The 25,917-nt window shown below is 65.9% G+C and carries 23 protein-coding genes; 7 read left to right on the top strand and 16 right to left on the bottom strand.

Going from position 1 to position 25,917, the window contains the following annotated elements:
- Positions 1 to 92 precede the first annotated feature (92 nt).
- Genes E0473_RS01695 through zapE form a run of 3 tightly spaced genes read left to right on the top strand, consistent with a single transcriptional unit; the run spans position 93 to position 2,460 of the window.
- A complete protein-coding gene (locus tag E0473_RS01695) occupies positions 93 to 875 on the top strand; it encodes a succinate dehydrogenase iron-sulfur subunit (RefSeq protein ID WP_137679127.1) in 783 nt (260 codons plus the stop codon).
- A gap of 12 nt (positions 876 to 887) precedes the next feature.
- Positions 888 to 1,337 carry a PaaI family thioesterase gene (locus E0473_RS01690; RefSeq protein WP_137679126.1) on the top strand — a complete coding sequence of 150 codons (450 nt, stop codon included), beginning with the start codon at positions 888 to 890 and terminating at the stop codon, positions 1,335 to 1,337.
- 10 nt (positions 1,338 to 1,347) lie between these two features.
- A complete protein-coding gene (zapE, locus tag E0473_RS01685) occupies positions 1,348 to 2,460 on the top strand; it encodes a cell division protein ZapE (protein WP_137679125.1) in 1,113 nt (370 codons plus the stop codon).
- Here the strand turns inward: zapE and E0473_RS01680 are convergent.
- The 12 genes from E0473_RS01680 to E0473_RS01625 form a co-directional block, all read right to left on the bottom strand.
- Positions 2,457 to 4,355: an XrtA/PEP-CTERM system amidotransferase gene (locus E0473_RS01680; RefSeq protein ID WP_137679124.1), complete on the bottom strand. Its 1,899-nt coding sequence runs from the start codon at positions 4,353 to 4,355 to the stop codon at positions 2,457 to 2,459. The genes zapE and E0473_RS01680 overlap by 4 nt on opposite strands.
- A gap of 11 nt (positions 4,356 to 4,366) precedes the next feature.
- Positions 4,367 to 5,905 (bottom strand): exosortase A, encoded by a 1,539-nt coding sequence (gene xrtA / locus E0473_RS01675; RefSeq protein ID WP_241657286.1) that lies wholly within the window; start codon positions 5,903 to 5,905, stop codon positions 4,367 to 4,369.
- Between the two features lie 4 nt (positions 5,906 to 5,909).
- On the bottom strand, positions 5,910 to 7,139 hold the full coding sequence (locus E0473_RS01670; RefSeq protein ID WP_137679122.1) for a TIGR03087 family PEP-CTERM/XrtA system glycosyltransferase: 1,230 nt from the start codon (positions 7,137 to 7,139) through the stop codon (positions 5,910 to 5,912).
- On the bottom strand, positions 7,139 to 8,197 hold the full coding sequence (locus E0473_RS01665) for a FemAB family XrtA/PEP-CTERM system-associated protein (RefSeq protein WP_137679121.1): 1,059 nt from the start codon (positions 8,195 to 8,197) through the stop codon (positions 7,139 to 7,141). Before E0473_RS01665 ends, E0473_RS01670 begins: the two co-directional genes overlap by 1 nt.
- Complete coding sequence (locus E0473_RS01660; protein ID WP_137679120.1) at positions 8,194 to 9,048, bottom strand: XrtA system polysaccharide deacetylase; 855 nt, start codon at positions 9,046 to 9,048, stop codon at positions 8,194 to 8,196. Before E0473_RS01660 ends, E0473_RS01665 begins: the two co-directional genes overlap by 4 nt.
- A gap of 81 nt (positions 9,049 to 9,129) precedes the next feature.
- Positions 9,130 to 10,389 (bottom strand): XrtA/PEP-CTERM system-associated ATPase, encoded by a 1,260-nt coding sequence (locus tag E0473_RS01655; protein WP_137679119.1) that lies wholly within the window; start codon positions 10,387 to 10,389, stop codon positions 9,130 to 9,132.
- A gap of 20 nt (positions 10,390 to 10,409) precedes the next feature.
- Positions 10,410 to 12,047 carry a preprotein translocase subunit YajC gene (locus E0473_RS01650; RefSeq protein ID WP_137680010.1) on the bottom strand — a complete coding sequence of 546 codons (1,638 nt, stop codon included), beginning with the start codon at positions 12,045 to 12,047 and terminating at the stop codon, positions 10,410 to 10,412.
- A gap of 5 nt (positions 12,048 to 12,052) precedes the next feature.
- Entirely contained in the window at positions 12,053 to 13,033 is a 981-nt protein-coding gene (locus E0473_RS01645; protein ID WP_137679118.1) for an AAA family ATPase, read from the bottom strand.
- A 10-nt stretch (positions 13,034 to 13,043) separates the two neighbouring features.
- The gene (locus E0473_RS01640) at positions 13,044 to 14,567 is read right to left on the bottom strand and encodes an XrtA system polysaccharide chain length determinant (protein WP_137679117.1); all 1,524 of its coding nucleotides are present in this window, start codon (positions 14,565 to 14,567) and stop codon (positions 13,044 to 13,046) included.
- Positions 14,568 to 14,583: 16 nt separating this feature from the next.
- A complete protein-coding gene (locus E0473_RS01635; RefSeq protein ID WP_421721761.1) occupies positions 14,584 to 15,219 on the bottom strand; it encodes an XrtA/PEP-CTERM system exopolysaccharide export protein in 636 nt (211 codons plus the stop codon).
- 206 nt (positions 15,220 to 15,425) lie between these two features.
- The gene (locus tag E0473_RS01630; protein ID WP_137679115.1) at positions 15,426 to 16,652 is read right to left on the bottom strand and encodes a pyridoxal-dependent decarboxylase, exosortase A system-associated; all 1,227 of its coding nucleotides are present in this window, start codon (positions 16,650 to 16,652) and stop codon (positions 15,426 to 15,428) included.
- Positions 16,649 to 18,163 (bottom strand): acyl-CoA ligase (AMP-forming), exosortase A system-associated, encoded by a 1,515-nt coding sequence (locus E0473_RS01625; RefSeq protein WP_241657285.1) that lies wholly within the window; start codon positions 18,161 to 18,163, stop codon positions 16,649 to 16,651. The genes E0473_RS01630 and E0473_RS01625 overlap by 4 nt, the downstream gene beginning before the upstream one ends.
- A 20-nt stretch (positions 18,164 to 18,183) precedes the next feature.
- Here E0473_RS01625 and E0473_RS01620 point away from each other — a divergent pair, with 20 nt between their 5' ends.
- The 4 genes from E0473_RS01620 to E0473_RS01605 are packed head-to-tail and all read left to right on the top strand — an operon-like array spanning position 18,184 to position 20,939.
- Positions 18,184 to 19,170, top strand: coding sequence for a GNAT family N-acetyltransferase (locus tag E0473_RS01620; protein ID WP_137679114.1), 987 nt, complete (start codon positions 18,184 to 18,186; stop codon positions 19,168 to 19,170).
- Between the two features lie 12 nt (positions 19,171 to 19,182).
- Entirely contained in the window at positions 19,183 to 19,476 is a 294-nt protein-coding gene (locus tag E0473_RS01615; protein WP_137679113.1) for an acyl carrier protein, read from the top strand.
- Positions 19,477 to 19,482: 6 nt separating this feature from the next.
- Entirely contained in the window at positions 19,483 to 20,133 is a 651-nt protein-coding gene (locus E0473_RS01610; RefSeq protein WP_241657284.1) for an alpha/beta hydrolase family protein, read from the top strand.
- Positions 20,130 to 20,939, top strand: a complete 810-nt coding sequence (locus tag E0473_RS01605) for a hydrolase 1, exosortase A system-associated (protein WP_137679112.1) — start codon at positions 20,130 to 20,132, stop codon at positions 20,937 to 20,939. The genes E0473_RS01610 and E0473_RS01605 overlap by 4 nt, the downstream gene beginning before the upstream one ends.
- Here E0473_RS01605 and E0473_RS01600 read toward each other — a convergent pair.
- The 4 genes from E0473_RS01600 to ilvD all read right to left on the bottom strand — a co-directional run bounded on the left by E0473_RS01600 (position 20,892) and on the right by ilvD (position 25,840).
- Entirely contained in the window at positions 20,892 to 22,097 is a 1,206-nt protein-coding gene (locus tag E0473_RS01600) for a class I SAM-dependent RNA methyltransferase (RefSeq protein ID WP_137679111.1), read from the bottom strand. The two genes, E0473_RS01605 and E0473_RS01600, sit on opposite strands and share 48 nt — an antisense overlap.
- Positions 22,094 to 23,488 (bottom strand): NAD(P)H-hydrate dehydratase, encoded by a 1,395-nt coding sequence (locus tag E0473_RS01595; protein WP_137679110.1) that lies wholly within the window; start codon positions 23,486 to 23,488, stop codon positions 22,094 to 22,096. Before E0473_RS01595 ends, E0473_RS01600 begins: the two co-directional genes overlap by 4 nt.
- Before the next feature lie 4 nt (positions 23,489 to 23,492).
- Positions 23,493 to 23,825, bottom strand: coding sequence for a hypothetical protein (locus E0473_RS01590; RefSeq protein WP_137679109.1), 333 nt, complete (start codon positions 23,823 to 23,825; stop codon positions 23,493 to 23,495).
- 149 nt (positions 23,826 to 23,974) lie between these two features.
- A complete protein-coding gene (gene ilvD / locus E0473_RS01585) occupies positions 23,975 to 25,840 on the bottom strand; it encodes a dihydroxy-acid dehydratase (protein WP_137679108.1) in 1,866 nt (621 codons plus the stop codon).
- Positions 25,841 to 25,917 lie beyond the last annotated feature (77 nt).

The following is a 25,917-nucleotide window of genomic DNA, read 5'->3' as shown; positions in this document are numbered from 1 at the left end:
AGGGCGAAATTCCCCGCTCTGCTGCGCCTGCACACCTTGCGCCAACGCGTCAGGCGGCTAGATAGGGACCAAATTCATACAGGACCGATCTCATGGCGACCTTCACCCTCCCCAAGAACTCCAAGATTTCCGGCAAGGGCAATGTCCATAAGGCCGAAGGCGCGAACCGTGTGAAGTCCTTCAAGATTTACCGTTACGATCCCGACAGCGGCCAGAACCCGCGTTATGACACGTTCGAGATCGACCTGGACGACTGCGGCCCGATGGTGCTGGATGCGCTGTTCAAGATCAAGAATGAGGTCGATCCCACGCTGACCTTCCGCCGCTCCTGCCGCGAGGGGATTTGCGGTTCGTGCTCGATGAACATGAACGGGAAGAACGGCCTCGCCTGCACCACCGCGATTGAAGACCTGTCCGGCGAAATCCGCATCACGCCGCTGCCGCACATGGAGGTGATCAAGGATCTGGTCCCCGACTTCACCCACTTCTACGCGCAATATGCCAGTATCCGCCCCTGGTTGCAGACCGTCAGCACTACGCCCTCGGGCAAGGAGCGGTTGCAGTCGCCCGAACAGCGCGAGAAGCTTGACGGGCTTTACGAATGCATCCTGTGCGCCTGCTGCTCGACCTCGTGCCCGAGCTACTGGTGGAATTCCGACAAGTTCCTCGGCCCGGCGATCCTTCTTCAGGCTTACCGCTGGCTGGCCGACAGCCGCGACGAGATGACTGGTGAGCGGCTCGATGCGCTGGAAGACCCGTTCCGGCTCTATCGTTGCCACACGATCATGAACTGCGCGAACGTATGCCCCAAGGGCCTCTCGCCCGCCAAGGCGATTGCCGAAACCAAGAAGATGATGGCCGAAAGGCACATCTAAACCTTGGCCAATGTGAACGAACTGCCCGCGCGGCGCGAGCATCCGGACTATCCGGGGTGGATCGACGCGGCTTTCGGCAAGGCCGAGCATTACAACCGCGCCGTTATCGGCACGCTGCTGATCCGGCGGGATAGCCCGCAGGTGGCCCGGCTGCGGATGATTCCCGAGGAGCGGCACAAGAACCAGTACGGTGTCGTCCATGGCGGGGTAATTCTTGGCCTTATCGACATTGCCGGTTTCGCTGGTGCTACCGAACTGACCGACGGCGCCTTTCCTGGCGGTGTCACCATCGAGCTGACCAATCACTTCGTGGGCGCCGCCGATCCGGGTCAGCCGCTCGACGCCACGGTCGAAGTGATCCGCGAGACGGGCAAGATGGTGTTCGTGCGCGGCACCGTCGAGCAGGACGGGGCAATCCTCGGTTCGTGGTCCTCGATCCTGCGCAAAGTTTCCGCGCAATAAAGGCTTCGCGATGAGCGTACTCGCACGCTACGAGCGGCTCGTTACCGACGGCCAGCTCCGCCCCGACCCCGACCAGCGCCGCGCGGCCGAACGGCTCGACCGGCTCCAGCGCGAACTTGAGGCCGACGAGACGGGCGGTCTGCTCGGTCAGTTGTTCGGCCGCAAGAAGGTGCGGCCGCAGGGCGTTTACATGTGGGGCGGCGTGGGACGCGGCAAGTCCATGCTGATGGATCTGTTCCACGAAAACCTCGCCATCCCCGAAAAGCGGCGCGTACATTTTCATGCCTTCATGCAGGAGGTTCACGCCCGCCTGCGCGATGCCCGGAAGAGCGAGAGCGGCGACCCGATCCCGGTGATCGCGCGCGAGATCGCCGAGGGGCTGCGCGTGCTTGCCTTCGACGAGATGGTGGTCACCAATTCGGCCGATGCGATGATCATGAGCCGGCTGTTCACCGCGCTGATCCACGAGCATTCAATTGCCGTGGTTACGACAAGTAACCGCCCCCCGCGCGATCTTTACAAGGATGGCATCAACCGCGATCTGTTCGTTCCGTTCATCACGCTGATCGAGGATGAGCTGGACGTGCTCCCGCTCGACGGGCCGACCGACTACCGGATGCAGCGCATTGGCGGGCTCGACACCTGGCATTACCCGCTGGGCGACGAGGCCACGGCGAAAGTGCGCGAGGCGTTCTTCCGCCTGACCGACTTCGCGCCCGAAGATGCCGAGCATGTTCCCAGCGCCGAACTCGATGTGGGCGGCGGGCGCACGCTGCACGTGCCCAAGAGCCTGAAGGGCGTGGCGGTGTTCAGCTTCAAGCGGCTGTGCGGCGAAGCGCGCGGCGCGCCCGATTATCTCGCCATTGCGCGGGCCTATCACACCGTGATCCTGGTCGGCATTCCGCAGATGGGGGCGCATATGCGCAACGAGGCGGCACGCTTCGTGACGCTGATCGACGCGCTTTACGAGCACCGGGTGAAGCTGTTCGCCACCGCCGCTTGCGCGCCTGATGACCTCTATCCGTCGGGCGACGGGGCTTTCGAGTTCGAACGCACGGTGAGCCGCCTCAACGAGATGCAGAGCAGCGAATATATGGCGCTCGGCCACGGCGAAGGTGACTAGACGCTGATCCCCAAGCGGGCCAGCGAGCGATCCAGCATCACCAGTTGCCACAAGAGCCGACCGTGGTCGCTCCGCCCCGCGATGTGGTCCTCGGCCACGGCAGACAGCCGCGCATTATCGAACCAGTCCGTCCGAGCCAGCGCCGATCCGCGCGAAATGCCGCGCGCCTTGTCTGCCAGCGGTCCGCGGAACCACTCGGCAATCGGGGTCACAAACCCCTGCTTGGGGCGATAGAGAATGTCCTTGGGCAGATAGCGCTCCATCGCCTTTTTCAGCAGCCATTTGCCCTGCCCGCCCTTCACCCGCATCCCCTCGGGCAGCCGCGCGCAGAACTCCACCAGATGGTGATCGAGCAGCGGCTCGCGCGCTTCGAGGCTCACCGCCATCGAGGTGCGGTCGACCTTCGTGAGAATGTCGCCGGGTAGCCAGAACGTGAGGTCCGCATATTGCGCCGCATCGAGGCCCGAGCGGGCGGGCGCGCTTGCCATCCGCTCGATCAGCGCCGTTTCGCCGCGATAGTCTCCGATCTGCCGTGCGAGCGCATCGGAATAGAGGCCGAGCCGCACTTCTGGCGGCGTTACGGAGAGCCCGCGCGCATAGCCTTGCGGCCCCGTTCCCGAAAGCGAATGCAAGGTCGACTTGAACCGCAAAGGGCGTGGCAGCCAGTCCGCCTTGGGCCAGGCTTCGCCTAATGGCGCGAGCGCCTTCTCGCGCAGCGCCTGCGGGATCAGGCTGCGCACCCGTTCCTCGTGCGCGTGGAACACCTGCCGGCGATAGCCCGCGAGCGCCTCGTCCGCCCCGTCGCCCGAGAGCGCCACGGTCACGCTTTCGCGTGCGAGCTGGCACACGCGCCAGGTCGGCAGCGCGGAGGCATCGGCGAAGGGTTCGTCGAACATGCCGGCGACGGCGTCGATGGAATCGAACTGGTCAGCGCTGACCGTGCGGGCGGCGTGGCTGGTTCCGAACAGCTCAGCCACGCGCTCGGCGTAGCTCGTTTCGTCGGCGCTGGCGACGTCGAACCCGATCGAGCAGGTGCGCACCGGTTCGCGCGCCTCCTCCGCCATCATCGCCACCACGGTCGAGCTGTCGACACCGCCCGAGAGAAAGGCGCCCAGCGGCACGTCGGCAACCATACGTGAGGAGACGCCCAGCTTCAGCCGGTGCAGCAGTTCGGCCTCCAGATCGCGCTCACTGCCCTTGTGGCGGTCGGCGAAGGAGATGTCCCAATAGCGCTGCGGCTCAGGCACCGCGCTGTTGTGGCGCAGCAGCAGGGTATGCGCGGCGGGCAGCTTTTCCACGCCCTTGAGGATCGAGCGGTGATCGGGAACATAGCCCCAGGTCATGTAGTCCTCGATCGCGAGCGGATCGACGTCACGCCGCAGCAGCGGGTGCGCGAGCAGGCCTTTCAGTTCTGAAGCAAAGGCCAGCGATCCATCGGCCAGATACGCAAGAAACAGCGGCTTCACCCCGAAGCGGTCACGCGCAAGGAACAGCGTGCGCTCGCCGTTATCGTAAATCGCGAAGGCAAACATCCCGTCGAGCCGCCGCACGCAGTCCGGCCCCCAGCGCCGCCAGGCTGCGAGGATCACCTCGGTATCGCCATCGGTGCGGAACTGCTCGCCAAGCGCGATCAGATCGCGGCGCAGCTCACGGTAGTTGTAGATCTCGCCGTTGAAGACGATGGCCACGCGTTCATCGGGCGTGAGCATCGGTTGCGGTGAGCCTTCGATGTCGATAATCGAAAGCCGCCGATGGCCCAGCGCAACACCCGGCGCGGTCCACACGCCCGATCCGTCCGGCCCGCGATGGGCAAGCACGTCGCACATTCGTTCGACCCTAGCGGGGTCCACCGGCTTGATCGTGCCACAGTGGAATATGCCAGCGATCCCGCACATGTGCGCCTCGCCTAGTCGAGCCCGACGATCCGGTCCATCCATTTGCCGGACGGGCCGATAGCGCCGATAAAGTCGGAAATAACGGCCTCTGCCGCATCTCCGCTGCCTTCTGCCGAAACGATCATCGTCGCAGTCGGGCGGGCGGTGAACAGCAGGCGGTCGCGCATTGTCAGCGCTTTGAGCTCAAGGCGGCTACTGCCCGTCCAGTCGCCATGGCGATACCAGGTCATGGCCAGCCTTGGGTGAAGACCCACGGCCTGCAACTGTTCGCCCTTACCGCCCTTGATGGAATGAGCCTCACCCAGCCAGCGCCACTCGGTGCCGGGCGGCTGCGCGCCCTCGCCATAGGCGCCGGCCTCGCGCCCCTCTTCCTGCGCGCCGTAAAAGGCGAGGAACACGTCGACCCGCTGGCCGCTCTCGCTGCGATAGGAGCCGAACAGACGCCGGTCAGCACCCGGAGCATGGGGCCGCCACGGCCACGCCTGCTCGGTCGGCACCTGCTCCCAGCCTGCCACCTGCGGCAGCGCGATAGCTTGCGGCAGCGGAGCTTCGACTGCGCGTGCCGCAGATGCCCATGCAGTGGTTGTCAAGGCGAGCGCGGCGATACCCGCAAGCACAGCCCAGCCCGGTGCAATGAACCGTTCTAGCGGCGCGATCCAACGCGCGCCTTCGATGTCAGCGAGATAGATCGCAGGCTCGTCCATGCCGCGGTCGAAGAAGCGCCAGCCCGCGCCGATCAGTATCGCCATCACCACGGCAAAGAATATCCAGCCGTAGAACACATGGTCGAACCCGGCAGCGAATTCGATGCCCTGGAACTGCGCGATGTAGATCGTGCCCCACGCGCGCACGCCGTTGGCGAGGATCGGCACGATCACGCAGGCCGCCATGAACGCCATCCGCCGCCAGACCGAGCGGAAGCACTGGTTGGCGATCAGCGCGCCGAGCGCCACCATCGCGACGAGAAACTTCACACCCGAGCAGGCCTCCGCCACCTCGAACAGACCCACCGGCGTATCGATGAACACCCCTTCGATCTCGGCCGGAATGCCCGATAAGTGGGTGAGCGCGATGGTGATATCCGCCGTGATCATCTGCAGCACGGGCACCAGTTCCTCGCCAATTGGGACGAGAAAGCCGCTGTAAAACAGCGGGAACAGCAGCGCATAGGAAACGCGCGGGCCGAGCAGTGCCAGCACGCTGGCGGGCAGCATCGCCACCGCGCCGAGCTGGCTGGCGGTGGCCAGCCCGGAAATGTTGCCAAGCAACCAGACCAGCAAGGCCCCGCCGAGCGCCACCAAACCCGGCCACCACGCGCGCGGGGTCAGGCGGGCAAGTTCAGGCAGCCGCTGCCATACCAGCCAGGCGATGATCGCCGGGATCAGCAGGATATGGTTATAGGTGGACGTGTTCCACCAGTGGGCCGCCATAGCTGCCCAGTCGCCCGCAAACAGCGCGAGCATCGCCGCCCAGCCAAGCGACAGCTGCAACAACGGCACCCGCCACTGCGGCGCGATACTCTCGGTCAGCGGAGCGCGCGTCGGGGACATGACCTCAGGCCGCATCGCGACAGGCCGCCCCCTCTCCAAGCCCGACAATGTCAGCCAGCGGTGCCATCATCGCCGGCCAGCTCATGCGGTCGAGCACCAGTTGGCGCGCCGCTTTTCCGATCGCCTCGGCCCGCGCGGCATCCTGAGCTAATGTGCTGGCCCGGGCGACGAACTCGGCATCGCTCCCGCAGCGCAGGAAGTGTTCGCCGGGCTCGCCATCGATCCCCACAAGCGCCTCGGGCGAGGCAAGCACGGGCCTGGCCATGGCCATGGCTTCGAGCACCTTGTTCTGCACCCCGCGCGCGATGGTTAGCGGCGCGACTACCATGCTCGCCGCAGCGAGAAACGGGCGCACGTCGGGCACTTCGCCCCACACCTTGGTGCCCGGCTCACCCGCCAGCCTGCGCACCGCTGGCGTGGGCGCACGGCCAACGATGTGGAACTGCGCCTTTGGCTGACGCGCGATAATCGCAGGCATGATCTGCCGGGCAAACCGTTCGACCGCCTCGACATTGGGAGCATAGTCCATCTGCCCCGAGAACACGAAATGAGGGCGGGCGGCGCTCGCCAACTCAGGATGAGGGCGGATCTTGGCCGGATCGTAGGCCGCGCAGTCGATCCCGTTACGCAGCGCGCCGATATTTGGCACGCCGGGGCATCGCGCGCGCATCAGGGCAGCCTCTTCCTCGCTGACCAACAGCGAGCAGTCGGCGCGCGTCGCAAGCTTCGCTTCGACCTCGCTTAGCAGTCGCCCCTCGCGAGTATGGACCCAGCGCATCGGCCAACCACTCTTCGCAGCATAAGCCTCGAACTTGGCCGAATCGACATCGACGAAATCGACCACCAAACGCCCCCGCCAGCCTTGCGGCACATATTGCCCCATCTGGCCCGAGAAGACGTAGATCGCGGCGATTGGGCGGGTGGCAAGCGTCTCGTGGACCCAGCGATGCAGCTTCTTGTCGGCGAAGGCCGACAGGCTGATCGGAGAGCCTGCCAACAGCGCTTCCACCCCGGCAACCGGCAGCGGCTTTGTCCGGCGCGGCATACAATAGCTCGCCGCTATGCCGGCCAAGGCCTTTTCTTCGGCCATATCGGCATCGGTTTCGGCCAAGCAGCCGACATGCACCGGAGCAAGCTCGGCCAGCGCCTTCAGCACGTTGTGCGAACGGATCTTGTCGCCGCGATCGGGCGGAAAGGGCGTTCGGTGCGCGAGAAACAGAATCTCTCCCGCCATCACCCCAGCCCCCGCGCGATCACGGGGCCGAGCCGGTTCGCTACGCCCAGCGGCAACTGCTTCCACATCGCGATGCGCGACTGGTGCTGCGGGCTGAGCGGATCGGCATCGCGCGCCTCGCAGCCGGGCACGGTCCATTCGGCATAGGTCAGCGGCTCAGGTTCGAAGCCCCAGGTCTTCTTGTAGGCATAGGGGCCGGTGCCCGTCTTGCTGCGGCCGAAGTCGAAATGTGTGCAGCCCTTGTGGCGGGCATGGCACATCAGCTCGTAATACATCCGGTCGTTACTACGCAGGCGGCGCGCGGCATAGGTGCCCCCGCCCCAGTAAGGCATCACCGCGTCACCGTGATAGAACGACATAACCGACGACACCGGCACGCCCTGATGGCGCACCGTGAGGATATCGGCATCGATGGCATCCAGCACGGCGTCGAACAGACTGCGTGGGAATACCGGCGTGCCCAGATTGCGCACACTTTCGGCATAGACGGCATAGTGCGCCGCCCGCTCGCTTTCGTCGCGGCCGATAGTCACTTCCAGCTCTGCGTTGAGGCTCTTGCGCACTTCGGCGCGCTGCTTGCGCGGGATTGCGGCAAGCTGCGCTTCGTCGCTGTCCGCCAGCGGCATCACGAACCCGCAATAGCGCTCTGTGAGCAAGTCCCAGCCCGCCCGCGCCGGACCACCGCGCAGTTCCACGCTTGAGCACGAAAGCCGCTGCGCCAGTTCCTCGACTGCCGCGATCAACCGCTGGGCCGTGCGCTCTTCCACGGCCAGCGCGCCGCCACCCACGGCAAACCCGGCCGAAGCCAGCGTGCGCCCGAAGATCGGCGAGTGCAATTCGGTTAGCGGCATCCAGCCGGTCAGGTCTCCGCCACGCTCGGCAATCAGGCCCAGCGCCCTCTGCCCGGTGCCGTCCTCTACCGCGTGGAGCCACCGTGGGCGATGAAAGACAGTGCCGCTGTGCAGCGCCACAAATGCCTCGATGCGGGTAAGTTCGTCGGGCTGCGATAGCTCGGCGAGACGCACTGTTTCTGCTGCCACGGCGAAGGGCGCGTTCATGTCGCCGCGTCCAGCGCGGCAGCCTCTCGCGCGACGACCGTGTCCACACGGTCCCAGGCAAACTCGCTCACCACGCGGGTGAGCTTGCCCGCCATCCGGCCGAGATTGGTGTAGTGACGAAAGCGCGAGCGCAGCGGCGCATCGGCCACGCGGGGTTGATCGGGGTCCACCTCCCAGGGGTGGAAATAGAAGATCGCCGGTCGCCCCTCGCGGCCATTCACCTGCCGGATCGCCCAGCGGCTGAACCCATATGGCAGCACCCGGAAAAACCCGCCGCCGCCCGCGGCAATGCGCCTGTCTCCAAGCATGGCGGTGGTGACCGGCAGCTCGATCAGATCGGCATCGGCCAATGGGCGGAACGCAAAGCGCGGAGCCTCTGGCCAGCCATAGTGATCGTGCGCCACCGGGGCCACGCTGGAGGAATAGGTATAGCCCTGCTCGGCCAACACCTCGAACGCCCACGGATTGCGCTTGTCGATGGAGAAACTCGGGGCGCGATAACCGTTTACCGCGGTTCCGCCCGCATCTTCGAGCACGCCGCGCGCGCGGGCAAGGTCCTGCGCAAACTGTTCGCGTGTGAGCGTGAACACACGGGCGTGATCCCATCCGTGGCTGGCGATTTCATGGCCTTCCTCGACGATGCGCCGGATCAGCCGCTTGTGGCGTTCGGCCACCCAGCCAAGCGTGAAGAAGGTGGCCTTGACCTGCGCCGCATCGAACATGGCAAGGATCGCCTCGACATTGCGCTCCACCCGGTCCTCCAGCGAGGGCCAGGTATCGCGCTCGATCACTTTTTCGAAGGCGCCGACCTGGAACCAGTCCTCGACATCGACCGACAGGGCGTTGACCACGCTTGTGAGAGCGGGCCGCCCCTGATGTGGTGCAATCGCGTTCACCTTGCCCTGCCCCCTTGTCGCCGTTCAGGTCGCCGCTCAGGCGGCCTTGCTCGAATCCATCTCCGCCTCGATCCACTCGATCAGCATCGAGAGCGTCTGGCGGATGGTGCGTTCCTGCTCGAAAGTGCGCGCTTCCAGCTTCGACATCTCGGCCCGCATCGCCTCGATCTCAGGCGCGAGCAGCCGTTTCACACTCTCTTCCGCCTGGCCCGAAAGATCGAGCACCGCATGTTGCAGCTCTTCGATCTGCTCGCGGATGGTTTCCTGATCGGATTCGCTCGCGGGAGCTTTCTCGGCCTTGGCCGCCAGTTCGTCGAGCGCTTGTCCGAGTTCGGCAATGCGCACGTCGCGCTCGGCCAGCAGATCGTCGATCAGTTGCGGGTCGATTGCGGAAGGCGCGGCCCGCTCGGCAGTAGGAGCCTGCTGCGGCTGCGTGACAGGCTGGCTGCTCCGCTGTTCCCCATCGACCGGTGCAAGATGCGCGCGCTCTGCCGCCATTTCGGCAAGAACCTGATCGAGCAACTCGACGTCGATCAGCTCGATCCGGTCAAGCGAACCAAGCATCAGCACGCGGTTGACGATCTGGTTGACCTTGCGCGGAATGCCGCCGCTGGCCTCGTAAAGTTCGTCGAACACGCCATCGGCGAACTGCGGGTTGCCCTGCCAGCCTGCCTTTTCGAGGCGGTGCAGGACATAGGGCTCCACCTCCTCGGCCTGCATGGGTTCGAGGTGATGGGCCGCGATGATGCGCTGACGCAGCTGTTCGAGCGCGGGCTCGTTCCGCAAGGTGGCGCGAAATTCGGGCTGGCCGAGCAGCAGCACCTGCAGCAGCGGGTGGCTGCCAAGCTGGAAGTTCGACAGCATCCGCAGCTCTTCCAGCGCCGAGACCGACAGATTCTGCGATTCGTCCACCACCAGCAGGCAGCGCCGACCAGCGCGCGCCTCATCGTGCAGGAAGGCCTCGATCTCACCCAGAGCGGTGGCCTTGTCATGCCCGGCCACCGACAGGCCGAACGCGCGCGCGACGACGTGGACGATCTCCTCGCCATCGAGGTGGCTGGTGACAACCTGCGCGACCGTCACCTGATTGGCATCGAGGCTGCGGATCGTGTGCGCGACCAGCGTCGACTTGCCTGCGCCGATTTCGCCGGTGATGACGATGAACCCCTCCCCCTGCGCGAGGCCATATCCGAGGTACGACAGCGCCTTGCGATGCGTGGCGCTGCGGAAATAGAAATCCGGATCGGGGGTCAGCTGGAAGGGCTTCGCGGTGAAGCCGTAGAATTGGTCGTGCATCTGTGAACTCCCGTAGTCCGTCAGAAGGAATAGCGCAGGCCGAGCAGGGCCGATGCAGAGGTGTAGTCCGGCAGGCTTTCACGCGTAATGCCGTCGAGGCCAACGGCTGCCGTGCCGCTCAGACCTGCAATGATCGTTCTATAGTACGAAACGCTTGCGCTGTAACCGAGCGTGCTGCCAGCGTTATCGAGTCCGGTTTCGAACCATGACGCCGAAGCGTTGAAGTTGAGGCTCGACTGGCGGTCAAGCTGGCGGCCGGCATAGGCCGAGACCCAGTAGTTCTCATCGGTAATTCCGTCGAGTGGGGCCAGCACCGTGCCCGCCGCCGCGATATATTTGCGCCGCTCGTAGCCCACGCCGAGGCCAAGCTGAGTACGCCCCATCACGCGCGAGAAGGTGGCGCTCACCCCGCGGCGCCGGTAAATCGCCGAGCGCAGCGAGCCGAGCCCGGCCAGCGTGCAGTTCTCGCCTTCCACGCCGCCAACACAGCCACCGAGATCGCCTGTGACCGGATTGCGGATCGCCTCGAAATTGGTGCTCAGCCCGTTTAAAGAATTGGCGAGTTGCCCGCCGAAGCCGGTGATGTCGTCGTAAACCGAGACACTGAACGAGCTGTTCGCGCTGGGCGCATAGGACAGCGAGCCGTAATAGGTGGTCGAATCGTAGCGGCGGCCCACGGTGGCGGTCAGGCTGGTGCGGCGGCTCGGTCGCCACATCACGCCCACGTCCCAGATCAGGCCCTCGGCTTCATAGGCGATCTGGCGCGGCTGGCTCTCATCCGTGATGAAGCGGCCATCGGGGCCGATCACCGGGTCGCCGTCACTGTCGCGCAAGGCGTCGCGGCTCGAAACTTCCACGTCCTCATACCCCACGCCGCCGATCAGCGCGATCTCGCGCGTTACCGGCACAGTGATGTCGCCGCGCACATGGCGGTCGTCGATCCGCTGGTCGAGGTTGGAGATGTCCTGCCGGTTCCAGCCCGCGCCCACTCCCAGGCCCACAGGTAGAACCATATCGGGTGCAATTCCTGCGCGCACAGAGGCTGCCTGGCTCACACTTTCGTCGAACACATCGACCAGTCCGCCGGTCGACGAGGCCGGCACGAGATCGGGCGATTCGACCCGCGAGTAGCCGACCAGGTAGGTTCCGGTAACTTCGACATCGCCCACCTGCGTTTGCAGACTGGGTCCGGCGTAGACCGAGTAGATCTGCGTGGTTGAATCCGAATTGGCGCCAAAGCCGCCGATCGAGGTCGCGCCGTTGCGATCGATCCGTGTTCGCGCCGCCAGGCCGCCCGCTTCGAGCGTGAGGGTCTGCGGCACCAGCGCGAGCGATCCGCGCGCGACGCCGGTCAGGGTATCGAAGTCGGCGACATCGTCATCCCAACCGATAGAGCGTTCGTAGCGCAGCGACACCGACGCGGCGGAATTGCGCCCCGAAATCGCGGCGTCCACACCGGCGGCAAGCCGGGTGTAGGTGAACACGTCGGAGCCGGGCTGAAGCTCGGCGGTGACGACCTGCGCTGCCTCGATGTAAGGCGTGACATCCAGGCGGCTGCGACGCTCTCCGGGCGCGTCATCGTCCTGCGCCAGCGCGGGCGCGGCGAAACAGGCGGCCATTGTGGCAGCGAGCGCGGCAGAGTGCCGGAAGCGGCGCATGGCCATCATTCCTCCTGCCCATAATAGGTGCCGAAGCGGCGGCCGCTGGGGCTGAAGTGCGCCGCGTTAAGCAACAACTTGATATCGGGGCAGGCCGAAAGCAGCGTCAGCGCATCTTCCAACGCGCTTTGCCCGGTGCGGTCGGCACGGGTGACGACGATGGCCTGGCCCACGTGGCGGGCAAGCTCTGCCGCCGGAGAAGCCGCCAGCGCTGGGGGCGAATCGAAAATCACGATCCGGTTCGGCTCACCCGCCGTCAGCCGATCGAGAATTTGCGCGGTGCGGGCGCTGGCCAGAAATTCGCTGTCGGAATTGGTCTGGTTGCCTGCGGGAAGCACCAGCAGACCGGCAATGTCGGTTTCGATGATGCAGTCTTCGAGATGGACATCGGGATTGGCCAGCACGTCCATCAGGCCAAGGCTGCTCGACAGGCCGAGCGTCGACAGGATCGAAGGCTTGGCAAAGTCGGCATCGACCAGCAGCACTTCGCTGTCCTTCTCCGCCGCCATGGCAAGCGCGAGGTTGGCGGCGCAGAAGGTCTTGCCCTCGGCAGGCAACGGCGAACACACCAGCACCCGCTGCGCCCGCGCGCCCTTGCCTGCCTCGCGCGCCTTGCGCACTGAATTCAACACCTGCCGTTTCACGATGCGGAATTCTTCAAGGAGGCCCGTCACCTGGCCTTCGGGCTGAATCAGACCGGCGCGCTGCAACTGCTCGCGGTCGATCGGCTCGATGTGGCCTGACCGGCGCAGCGGCGCCTTGTCTTCAGTCACGGGAACGGCTGCATCAGCTTCTGTCGTGCGCTGGGGAGCGCGCGGCTGCGGTGCGGAGACCGGACGCTCGGCGCGCTTCGGGGCCTGCCGGTTCACCGGGCGCACAAGCTCGCTTGGCACGGGTGCGGCGCGCAGGTCGTCCGCCCCCCACACGTCCTCGTCGCGGTCGAACAGCGAGCGGCCCGGGCCGGTGATCTTGCTCTGGTCGGTCATGCCCGCTTCCTCATGCCATCAGCCCGCGCTGGACAAATTCGAGGCCCATCAGAATTACAAACAGCAGCCCTAGCCCGCCAACACCGACAGCGAAATACTTCAAACGCCTGGCCCGCAAAGCGCGGCCCGCCGGGGTGAACACGTGCGATACCGTGCCGATCACGGGCAGACCGATCTCGCGTTCGAGTTGGCTGGCCGTGGCGAAGGTTGAACCGAGCTTCGACAGCGCAAAGGCGGTCGCCGCCCCGGCCCCCAGCCCCACGATCAACACGCCGAGCAGCAACAGCGGACGATTGGGCGCGGCTGGCTTGCGCGGGGTGCCTGGCGGGTCGATTACTTCGAACTTGATCGCGCTGTTCTCACTCTCGACATCGCCGCGCAGACGCAGCTGTTCGCGGTCGTTGAGCAGGTCGTCATAGCGCTTGCGCAGCACGTCGTAGTCACGGCTGATGCGCTGGGCTTCGGCAGTCGCACCCGGCTCGCGCGCGAGGCTGCTGTTGATCGAAGCGATTTCGGAGCGCAGCGCCGCGGCGCGCGAGGTCAGCGCCTGCACATTGGCTTCCCGCTCGACCAGCATCGACTGTAGCGAGGTGAAAGCGGGGTTCAGCGTTCCGCCGCCGCCCGCGCCGCCGTTGCGCTGGACGGTCGCGCGCAGATTCTCCACCGTGCGCTGCGCGGCCATCAGGTCGGGGTGTTCGGGGGTGAGTCCACGCGCCTGCAAGGCGGCGAGGTTCGCCTCGGCCTGTGCCAGGGCCGCCTGCGGCCCGCCCGAATTGGCGGTGACGATGGTGCGCGGCGTGCTGGCAAGCTGGCCTCGCAGCGCGGCGAGCGCGCTCTGGGCAGCGGCTAGGTCGGCCTCGACGCTGCGCAGTTCGTTGCGCGCAGCGCTCATCTGCGAGGCAATCGCGGCAGAGCCTCCCACAAGATCGGGATTGGCGGCTTCGAACGCCAGACGCTCCTGTTCCGCCTTTGCCAACTCGGCCTCGCGTTCGGCGAGTTGCTCGTTCAGAAAGGCAATCGACTGCTGCATCTCATCGCGCGCGCCGCCGAGATTTTCCTCGCGGAAAATATCGATCATCCGCTGCGCCACGGTTTGCGCCAGCTCCGCGTTCTCGCGGTCGGAAAAGTCGCTGCGGCCGATGGTGACGGTAATCTCGAAGATATTCTCGCCCTGGCTTTCGACCGCAATTTCCTTGCCCAGCTTGGTGGTCGCGGTCTCCATCTCCGCCGGGGTGGTGACGGCATCGCCAAGCCGGGTGGCGCGCACGACCTTCTCGAGGTTAACCGAGCTGACCAGCGTCTGGCGAATGCGGTCGATATCGCGCGCGCGGCTAGCCGAGCCGATGCCGATCTGCTCCGCCAGCACATCGTCGAGCTGGATGAAGATGCGGGTCTCGCTTTCGTAGGAATTGGGGATCAGCGCCACTGCCAGCCAGCCCAGCAGGCATATCGCCCAGGCAATGCCCAACGCCAGCCAGCGGCGGTTCCACACCGCCCAAAGCGCCGCCCGCGCTTCTTCCAGAAGGTGATTCAAGCCCCCCGCCTCCGGTTCAGAACATGCTTTCCGGGATGATGATGACATCGCCTGGCATCAGCATCACGTTGGCATCGCTATCGCCTTTGCGCAGCAGATCGGACAGGCGCAACGAATATTCTGCTTGGCTGCCGGTTTCGCGGTCGAAGCGGATCAGTTTGGCCCGGTTACCGGCGGCAAATTCGCTCAAGCCCCCCACCGCGATCATCGCGTCGAGCAGGGTCATATTCGCGCGGTAGGGCAGCGAGGCAGGCTTCTCGGTCGCGCCGACGATGCGGACCTGCTGGCTGAACGTGCCCGCAAACTTGTTGACAATGACGGTAACCAGCGGCTCCTCGATGTATTGCGAGAGCTGCAGGCGGATGTCTTCGGCGAGCATGGTCGGCGTCTTGCCCACGGCGGGCATATCCTCGACCAGCGGCGTGCTGATGCGCCCGTCGGGCCGCACCTGCACCGAGGCGCCAAGTTCGTCGTTGCGCCATACGTGAATGGTCAATTCATCAAGCGGACCAATGACATATTCCTCGCCCGGGCCTTCCTGCATGGCCACGAACCGCGCCGGTTGCAGCTGCGGAGCGCTGTTCGTAGCGCATCCGCCCAGCGTCAGCGCCATGGCCGCCCCGGCGAGACAAAGACGGGCGATTTGGGTCATTCGCATCGATAGTCCTTCACGTGGTCGAGCCAGCAGCGCAACGGAGACAACCCCGATGCAGCGGCAAAGCCCGTGGATCCGCGGTCGCTTCTCACCAAAAAGGGTGAACATTGCGTTAGTTTTGCGCCTGAACCCGCAGGAATAGCGGGCTTTATCTCACTCCGTCCCAAAAAGGGACGACTTGTTGCAGGGCGGTAAAGAGCCCGTCAGACCAGCACTTCGGCAGCCGGCCCCTGCCCCAGAAATGTCGCCGGGCTGGCGCTGGCGCCATAGGCCCCGGCGCAGAACACCGCGACCAGATCGCCCACTTCGGCATGGGCCAGCAAGGCATTGTCGGCGAGACGGTCAAGCGGGGTGCACAGGCACCCGACGACGCTCGCCTCTTCCTCGCCCGGCGCATCGAACTTGCTGGCAATGGCGAGCGGATAGTTGCGCCGCACCACCGCGCCGAAATTGCCCGAGGCGGCAAGCTGATGATGCAGACCGCCATCGGTGACGAGATAGGTCGTGCCATGGCTCACCTTGCGGTCGACGATCCTGGTCAGATAGACCCCGGCCTCACCCACCAGATAACGGCCCAGCTCGATAGCGAACTTCGTCTCGCGCAGCCGTTCGGGAAGTTGAACCAATTGTGCCCCCAATGCGGAGCCGATAGCCGCCACATCGAGCGGGCTATCCTTGTCGAAATAGGGGATGCCGAAACCTCCACCCATATTTAGGTGCGGCACCGCGACGCCTGCTTGATCGCCCAGCTTTGCGGCCAGAGCGATGACATTGGCCTGCGTCTCGATAATGGCCGAAGCGTCAAGCGCCTGACTGCCGGTATAGATGTGAAAGCCGCGCCAGTCCGCGCCTTCGTCGACGATCCTTCGGGCAAGCGCGGGCACCTGTTCCTCATCGATTCCGAACGGTTTAGCCCCGCCTCCCATCTTCATACCCGAGCCGCGCATCTCGAACCCCGGATTGACCCGGATCGCCAATCGAGGCTTCACAGACAGCGCCTTGCCCATCGCCAGCGCGCGCGAAATTTCGCCTTCGCTTTCGCAGTTTAGCGTCACCCCGGTGGTGATCGCGGCTTTGAGTTCCGCGTCACGCTTGCCCGGGCCGGCGAAGCTGATTTCGCGCGGGAGGTATCCCGCCTTGCGCGCAATCTCCAGCTCGCCGCCCGAAGCGATGTCGAGCCCGTCGACCAGCTCGGCGATATGCTCCAGCAGGGGCGGATAGGGGTTGGCCTTCATGGCATAGTGAATGGCGAGCTGGTCTGGCATGGCCGCCCGTAAACCTGCAACCCGCGCCTCGATAATATCGCGCGAATAGACAAACAGCGGCGTGCGCCGCGCCTCCTTCACCAGCGACGAGGCTTTGCGCCCGCCAATCGCGAGTTCGCCATTGATGGCGGTATAGTCTGCCGGAATGGGGCCGAGCGGCTTCATGATTGATCCTTCGCGAGCGCAGCGCGGTCAATCTTTCCATTGGGATTCAGAGGCATGGCCTCGACCCAGCGGATCACCGCAGGCTGCATGAAATTTGGCAGGTCGGCCCGAAGCGCGGCGCGCAAGGCCTCATCGTCGCCATTACCGCGCACCACCAGATGGATCACTTGTCCGAGCCGTTCGTCGCTCACCCCGAAGGCGACGGCCTCGCTGGCAAGGCCCGTGGCGATGGCCGCTTCCTCGATCTCCTGCGGGCTGATGCGGTTGCCCGCGCTCTTGATCATGGCATCGGTCCGGCCGACGAAATGCAGCAGGCCTAGCTCGTCACGCCGCACCGTGTCGCCCGAAAACACCGCCATGCCGCCGTAAAGCGAGGCTTTCGGCGCCGGCTTGAAGCCTTCGGAGGTGCGTTCGGGGTCGTCCCAGTACCCTTGCGTGACCAGCGGCCCGCAGTGGACCAGCTCTCCCTCGCTCGCCACTTCGCCCTTATCGTCGACCACCAGGATCTCGGCGAAAGGAATGGCGCGGCCCATCGAGGTCGGGTGTTCGTCGACCATAGCGGGATCGAGATAGGTCGAGCGGAAAGCCTCGGTGAGCCCATACATCGGGAACAGCCGCGCCTCCGGGAACAGGCGGCGTAGCGCCCGCACCATATCCTCGGTAAGCGCCCCGCCCGAGTTGGTGAGCCTGCGCATCGAGGCCACGGCTTCGGCAGGCCAATCCTGCTCGATCAGTTGCAGCCACAAGGGTGGGACTGCCGCCAGCGTCGTCACCCCTTGGCGCGCGCAGGCCTTCACCACATCGCGCGGGGTGAGGTAGTCGAGCGGGACCACGCTGCCACCGGCGTACCATGTAGAGAGCAGCTGGTTCTGGCCATAGTCGAAGCTCAGCGGCAACACGGCGAGCGTTACGTCGTCCGCCGCCATTTCGAGATAGTGCGCGACGCTCACCGCGCCGAGCCACATGTTGGTATGGCTGAGCATCACACCCTTGGGCCGCCCGGTCGATCCAGAAGTGTAAAGAATGGCCGCAAGGCTATCGGGATCGGCCTCACTGGGCGGCAAAGCCTCGGCGTCCTGTGCCTCTGCAAGCGCGAAAAGATCATCCAGCGCCTCGCAACCTTTCGGAAGGTCACCATCTTCGAGCAGCGACAGCCGCGCCTTGTTGCCAAGCAACAGGCTCGCACCGCAATCGGCAAGGATATGCGCGACCTGAGCGCGTTTAAGCAGCGGGTTGATCGGTACATGCACCAGCCCCGCCCGCGCGGCGGCAAGCGGCATCAGGCAGGTCAGCTCGCCCTTGCCTGCCCAGCTCGCCACCCGCGCGCCCGGATGGTGCACCCGCGCCTTCAGCCACCCCGCCAGCGTCCCCACACGGCTTCTTAAGTCCTTCCAGCTAAGGACTTCGTGCTTCAGCACCAGAGCCGCGCTATCGTCACTCCCGCGCAGCGCGAGATGGTCGAGCGGCCACGGCGCTGGATCGGGTTCGAACAGGTTTGCAGGCTGCTTCAAAGGATGGGGACTTCTTCGCTGTGACTGCGATCAGCTATCACGCCAGTCTTAACGATCTGCAAGCCCAAGGCTTGGCCGAAGCAGGCCCTTTTGCCCGGCCGCGCTGGTTTGCGCTGCTGGAAGAGGCGGGCACGCAGCCCTATCTTGCCTGTGCCAGCGACGGTGACGCACGCGTATGCCTGCCGTTGGAAAAGCGCAACAGAAGCCTCGTTTCGCTCACGAACTGGTATGCGTTCACCTGGGCACCGCTCCACACGGGCATTGCACCTGACGCGGGCCTTTTGCGTGCGTTGGCCTACGATCTTTCCCGTCGCAGCCGCCGCGTCGTCTTCGACAAGCTGAGCGTGGAAGACGGCACCGCTGCCTTGCTCGCCACTGCCTTCCGCGAGGCCGGGTGTAGCGTGTTCGACGAACACTGCGATGTAAACCATGTGCTCGCCCTGAACGGGCGCAGCTATGCCGACTATCTGGCCCAGCGCCCCGGCCAACTGCGCACTACGCTCAAACGCAAGGGCCGCAAGGTCGAGGTCACGCTTTCGCAGGAATTCGACGCTCAGGACTGGGCCGCCTACGAAGACATCTATGCCGACAGCTGGAAGCCCGAGGAAGGCGACCCAGAGCTGCTCAAGCGGTTCGCGATGGAGGAAGCCGCGGCGGGGCGGATGCGCTTCGGCCTTGCGCGGGCCGAGGGCCATCCGGTCGCCGCGCAGTTCTGGACCGTCGAGAACGGCACGGCCTACATTCACAAGCTGGCCCACCGCGAGAGCGCGAAGTCGCTCTCGCCCGGCACCACGCTATCGGCGGCGCTGTTCGCGCAGGTGATCGATCACGACAAGGTCGATCTGGTCGACTTCGGCACCGGCGATGATGGCTACAAGCGCGACTGGATGGAAGCAGTGCGCGAACGCCGCCGCCTGACCTGCCTGAGGCCCGGCGTCCCTGCCAATTGGCCCGAGCTGGCGAAGGCCGCCGCGCGCAAACTTGTCTCTGCGATCCGCCACGGCTAAGGCCGCGAAATTATGACGACCAATCCTTCCGCTTCGGTGGCGCAGCCCCACGATACCGACACGATCCTGCGCGCCATCCTGCGCGACGTTCTGGGCCTGTCGGACGAGCGCGTGGCCGAGCTTGACGCGGACTCGGGCCTGTTCGGGCACATCCCGGAGTTCGATTCGATGGCGGTTGCAGGGCTTTTGACCGAGGTCGAAGATCGCTGCGACATCCTGATCGAGGATGACGAGGTCGATGGCGACATGCTCGAAACCTACGGGGCCTTACTCACCTTCGTCAACGCCAAGCGCGCCGCAGGCTGACCGCCTATGCTGACCACCTGGCGAGCGCCCGGCGGCAGCGAGGAACTGGCAATCCGCTTTGGCGATGACGGCGGCCCGCGCCTGCTGGTGCTGCCCGCGTGGTTCGACGAGAGCAACAAGACCCGCCACTTCACCGTCGAGACGATGCGCCTGCTGGCCGAGCGCGGCGTGGCCAGCGTTCTACCCGACTTACCCGGCTGCAACGAAAGCATGGCCGAGCTGACTGAACAGACATTCGGTTCGTGGCGCGAAGCGGCTATGGCGGCGGCGAAGCACTTCGAATGCACGCACGTGCTCGCCATGCGCGCTGGCGTGAACATTTCGCCCGATCTGCCCGGTTTTGCCTATGCGCCGCTGGCCGGCAAGTCGGTCCTGCGCGCTCTGCTCAGGGCGCGGACGCTTGCGGCAAAGGAAGCTGGCCGCCCTGAAACGACCGAGACTCTGCTCCAGACCGGCAAGGTCGAGGGGCTGGAACTGGCAGGCTATTATCTGGGCGCCGCGATGGTTGCTGACCTCGCCGAAGCAGTTCTTGCGCCGAGCTCTCTGGTGCCGCTCGATCCGGGCGGTCAACTGCTGTGGCTGCGCGCCGAGCCCGAGCACAATCCCAAGCAAGCTGCCGCTCTGGCCGATCTCATCGCCAAGGGCATGGTCGCATGAGCCGCTCCCATTTCACCACCGACTGTCACGGCGAAAACCTCGCCTGCACGCTCGACGATGCGGCGAGCCCGGTCGGCCTGCTGATCGTCAGCGGCGGCAACGAGACCCGCGCCGGGGCCTTCGCCGGACAAGCCCGCCTTGCTGCCCGGATCGCCGCAGCAGGCTACCCGGTGCTGCGCTCAGACCGGCGCGGGGTGGGCGACAGCACCGGCGACAACCTCGGCTTCACCGGCAGCGCGCCCGACATCGCCGCTGCGGTGCGCGCGTTCGCAGCGGCCAACCCCCGTCTGCGCCGCGTGGTCGCCTTCGGTAACTGCGATGCGGCCAGCGCGCTGATGCTGGGCGCGGGCTCCGGGTGCGACGCATTGGTGCTCGCCAACCCGTGGACTTTCGAGGGCGAGGCCGCCGACGATGCTTCGGCTATGCCCACCGCGGCGATCCGCGCCCGCTATGCCGCGCGTCTCAAGGATCCGCGCGAGTGGAAGCGTCTGCTCACCGGCGGTGTCGACCTGCGCAAGCTCGCGCGGGGCCTAAAAGGGGCACTCAGCAAGCCTGCTCCGCCCTCCTCGCTGGCCGAGGACATGCGTGCAGGCTTGGCGCGCTTCGCTGGCCCCGTCCGCATCCTGCTCGCCGGAAGCGACCGCACCGCGCAGGCCTTTGCCGCCGTGTGGGACAAGGCGGACCCGCGCCTTCACCGCCGCGAAGGGGCCGATCACGCCTTCTCCGCGAAGGCCGACAGCGACTGGCTGTTTACCCAGTTACTCGCCGCGCTTGACGAACAGGCTCGCGAGCTCGACGTGGATTGACCAGCGGAACTGCCCCACGGGACGCAGCTCTGCCAGTTCGTAACCCGCGTCGCGCAGCAGCACGCCGTCGCGCGCCCAGCTTGATGGGTTGCAGCTGATGTAGACCACCCGCTCCACCCCAGAAGCCGCGATCTGTTCGACCTGCGTGCGCGCGCCCGCTCGCGGCGGATCGAGCACGATGCCGTCGAAGCCGCGAAGCTCCTCCGCGCGCAGCGGATTGCGGAACAGGTCGCGGTGCGCGGCCTCCATCTGCAAGCCCGCCTTCGCCCCCGCCGTGCGGCAGGCGAGCAAGGCGGCGCGCTCTGCCTCGGCGGCCAGCACCTTGCGGCCCTCACCGAGCGCCAGCGCAAAGGTGCCGAGGCCGCTGAACAGGTCCGCCACGTTGATAGAACCGGCGAGCCACTCCTGCGCCGCGCTCACCAACGCCGCCTCGCCATCGGCGGTCGCTTGCAGGAAAGTACCCGGCGGACAGGCCACCGACGTGCCCGACAGCGTGACCGTGACCGGCTCGGGCTCCCAGAACCCTTCCGGGCCATAGCCCTGATCGAGCGACAGCCGCGCGAAGCCCGAACGGCGGCACAGCTCGAGCAGGTCTTCGGTCTGCTCCAGCCCCTCGGGCATGAAGCCCGACAGCAGGCAGTCGATACCCTGATCGAGCAGCGCCAACTCCACCCCGATCGCGAACTTGCCCTTCAGCTTGCCGAAGTAGGCGGCGAGCGTATCGCGCACGGCCATCAGTTCTGGGCGCAGCACGTGGCATTCGCGCATGTCGACGACCTTGTGCGAGCCGCCCTCGTTGAACCCGATCACGGCCCGCCCGCCGCCGTTGATCGCGCGCAGCGAGGCGCGGCGGCGCGAGCCGGGCGGCGACATGTGCGGCGCTGTGACCTTGGCCGGGACCAGGCCCTGCCCCTCGGCGGCGTTCACCACCCGATCGCGCACGAAGCCTGCCAACGCCTCGTCGTCGCAGTGCTGCAACTGGCACCCGCCGCATTTGCCGAAGTGGCGGCATGGCGGCTGGGCATGGTGCGGCCCCGGCGTGATTGCGCCCTCGACGCCGATCGTGTCGCCGGGGGCGGCATAGCGGACATGTTGCCCGTTCGCGGTTACGCCATCGCCCTTGGCGGCGATGCGGATGATCTGTTCGGTTTCGCTCACAGGAAGGCCCCATAGGCCGCCGGAAGCTGCGCGACCAGATCGCTTGCCGAGAAAGCAGGCCCCGCGCGCAGCGCTGCCTCGCGGTGCAGCCAGCAGCCGTTCTGCGCGGCCTGAAACGCGCTCGCTTCGCCCACGGCAAGCTGGCTGGCGATGAGGCCCGCCAGCACGTCTCCCGTGCCCGCAGTCGAGAGCCAGCTTGGCGCAGGCGGCATGAACACCGGAGGACGACCCGGCGCGGCGATCATCGTGTCCGGTCCCTTCGCCACCAGCACGCCTTCGATCGCCTCGGCCAGTTCGGTGAGCTGTTCGAGCCGGTCCGGCTCCGAACTGGCGAAGGCGTTGCCGATGGCATCGAGTTCGCCCGCGTGCGGGGTGAGCACCAGCGGCGCGGTGCGATCCTCCAGCATTTCGGGTTCGAGCAGCACCAGCGCATCGGCATCGCAGACGGTCGGCAGATCGCAGGCGAGCGCCCAGGCAAGCACCGAGCGCGCCTCTTCCGAGCGGCCCAGCCCCGGCCCGATGAGCACGGCGGCAATGCGCGGATCGGTTGCGAGAGCGGGCATGGCTTCATCAGCCACGACCAGATCGGGCGGCACGCCTGGCAGGTGCTGGTGGTCGCTGTAGAGCTTCACATAGCCCGCGCCGCCATGCATCGCCGCACGCGAGGCGAGCACCCCGGCACCCGGCATCGCGCCGCCGATCACGGCAAGCAACCCGCGCGAGTACTTGTGGTCATCACGCTCGGGCACAAACAGGAGCGGTCGTTCAGATAGGCTTGCCGCGCCCTCCACCGGCATCACCCCGATATCGACGAGCCGCAGGTCGCCCATGATGGCCTGCGCGGGCATCATCCAGTGCGCCAGCTTCCACGCGCCGAGCGCGATGGTAAGGCTGTAGACCGGCAGCCGATCGCTGAGCAGTTCGCCGCTGTCGGCGTCGATCCCGCTCGGCAGGTCCACCGCGATCCAGTGGTCGTGGCCGTAGCTCAGTTCGATCAGCAGCTTGTGCAGATCGTCCGAGAGAGGACGCGAGAGGCCGGTGCCGAACAGGCAATCGACCAGCACCGCGCCCTCGGCATCGGCCACGGGTTCGCCGCCCCAGCGCTTGCGGGCCTCTTTAGCCGCATCGGTGGTGGGCGCTCGCGGGGCGACCACCTCGACCGGCACGCCGCGTGTCGCCAGCACACGGGCGATCACATAGCCATCGCCGCCGTTGTTGCCGGGTCCGCACAGCACCGTGACCTTGCGCCCCGCCGCAATGCGATAGACCCAGTCCGCCGCGCCGTGTCCGGCCCTTTCCATCAACTCGATGACGCTGGTGCCGCCTTCGATGAGGCGCTCTTCTGAACTGCGCATCTGCGCTGCGGTAAGGATCTGGTTGGGCGCTTCCATAACGCTAAGGCTTCATCGGCAGACGGTAGCGGTCGGCCCCCACGCGCACCTCGACCATCCCCTCGCCGGGCACGACCTCGGCCTGCTCCATCCCATCGGCGGTGATCAGGCCTTCGCCCGGAACGCCAAGCTGGAACCGGCGGAAGCCCCCGTCGGAATGGCGCAGGATCGCGGTGCGGCCATCGCTATCCTCGTGCAACTCCATGCTGCAATCGGGCGCGAAGGAGGCCGATCCAGCCACCGCGCACTGGACCATCATCGCGCCCTCGGGCAAGTCATCTCCGCTCGCACTGCCGCATCCTGCCAGCGTGAGCGCGGCCAGCCCGGCAAGGCCCAAGGTGTGACAGGTGTTACACCGTCCTGAGGCAAAAAAGCCGGCCCGCTCCCGCGGCTCCCGAAAGGCAGCGCGAGAGCGGAGGTGGAAGAGATGCAAGGTCAGCGTCATGGCGGCGAGCTTACTCTCGCAAAGCCTGAGTAGGAAAGGGCCTAGGCCCGGCTCTTGCCCGTTACCTGCGTAACATCGCGCACCGCGCCCTTCGCCGCGCTGGTCGTCATCGCGGCATAGGCTTGCAAGGCGGGCGTTACCCGGCGCGTGCGAACTGCCGCAGGCTGCCATGCGGCATCGCCCTTGGCTTCCATGTCCGCACGGCGCGCGGCGAGGTCTGCGTCGGAGACTTCCATGGCGATGGTGCGCCCGGGAATGTCGATGGTGATCACGTCGCCCTCTTCGACGAGGCCGATATTGCCGCCTTCCGCCGCCTCGGGTGAGGCATGGCCGATCGAGAGGCCCGAGGTGCCGCCCGAGAAGCGCCCGTCGGTCAGCAAAGCGCAGGCTTTGCCGAGGCCCTTCGATTTCAGATAGCTGGTCGGGTACAGCATTTCCTGCATACCGGGGCCACCACGCGGGCCCTCGTAGCGGATGATGACCACGTCGCCTTCGCTCACCTTCCCGGCGAGGATCGCTTCGACCGCAGCATCCTGGCTTTCGAACACGCGCGCCGGGCCGGAGAACTTGAGAATACTCTCGTCGACCCCGGCGGTCTTCACGATGCAGCCGTCTTCCGCGATATTGCCGTAAAGCACCGCCAGGCCGCCATCCTGCGAGAAAGCGTGCTTGCCGCTGCGGATCACGCCGTTCTCGCGGTCGCAGTCAAGCTCGTCCCAGCGGCGCGATTGGCTGAAAGCGGTCTGCGTGGGGACGCCGCCCGGCGCGGCCTTGTAGAATTCCTGCACCACCGGATTGTCGGTGAGCGTGATGTCCCAGTCGGCCAACGCGTCGCCCAAGGTGGGCGAATGGACGGTGGGCAAAGCGGTGTGCAGCAGCCCGGCGCGATCAAGCTCGCCGAGGATCGACATGATCCCGCCCGCGCGGTGGACGTCCTCCATATGCACGTCGTTCTTGGCCGGGGCGACCTTGCACAGGCACGGCACCTTGCGGCTGAGCCGGTCGATATCGGCCATGGTGAAATCGACCCCCGCCTCGTTGGCGGCGGCGAGCAGGTGGAGCACGGTGTTGGTCGATCCGCCCATGGCGATATCGAGGCTCATCGCGTTTTCGAAGGCTTCGAAGCTGGCGATATTGCGCGGCAGAACGCTCGCATCGTTTTCTTCGTAGTAGCGCTTCGCCAGCGTCACCGCGAGCCGGCCCGCGCGTTCGAACAGGCCTTGGCGATCCGAATGGGTGGCAAGCTGCGAGCCATTGCCCGGCAGCGACAGGCCCAGCGCCTCGGTCAGGCAGTTCATCGAGTTGGCGGTGAACATGCCCGAGCACGAACCGCAGGTCGGGCAGGCCGAACGCTCGATGTCGGTCACTTCCTCGTCGGTATAGCTTTCGTCGGCCGCAGCAACCATCGCGTCAACCAGATCGAGCGCCACTTCCTTGCCTTTCAGCACGACCTTGCCCGCTTCCATCGGCCCGCCGCTGACGAACACGACCGGAATGTTGATCCGCATCGCCGCCATCAGCATTCCCGGCGTGATCTTGTCGCAGTTGGAGATGCAGACCATGGCATCGGCGCAGTGGGCGTTGACCATGTATTCCACACTGTCGGCGATCAGGTCGCGGCTGGGCAGCGAATAGAGCATGCCGTCGTGGCCCATAGCGATCCCGTCATCCACGGCGATGGTGTTGAATTCCTTGGCGACGCCGCCCGCCGCCTCGATCTCGCGCGCGACGAGCTGGCCGAGGTCCTTCAGGTGGACGTGGCCGGGCACGAACTGGGTAAAGCTGTTCACCACGGCGATGATCGGCTTGCCGAAGTCGCCATCCTTCATGCCGGTCGCGCGCCATAGCCCGCGCGCGCCTGCCATGTTGCGGCCGTGGGTGGAGGTGCGGGAGCGATAGGCGGGCATTGTACTTGTCCTGACTGAATTTGCTTGTGGCTGCGCCCTTAGCGCAGCGGGGCCGCGAAGCTAAGCGCTAATGCGGT

It is taken from the genome of Aurantiacibacter suaedae (assembly GCF_005434915.1).
GTDB classification, from domain to species: Bacteria; Pseudomonadota; Alphaproteobacteria; order Sphingomonadales; family Sphingomonadaceae; genus Alteraurantiacibacter; species Alteraurantiacibacter suaedae.
Note: the sequence above shows the minus strand (reverse complement) of the source record. Positions and strands in the feature narration are given on the sequence as shown.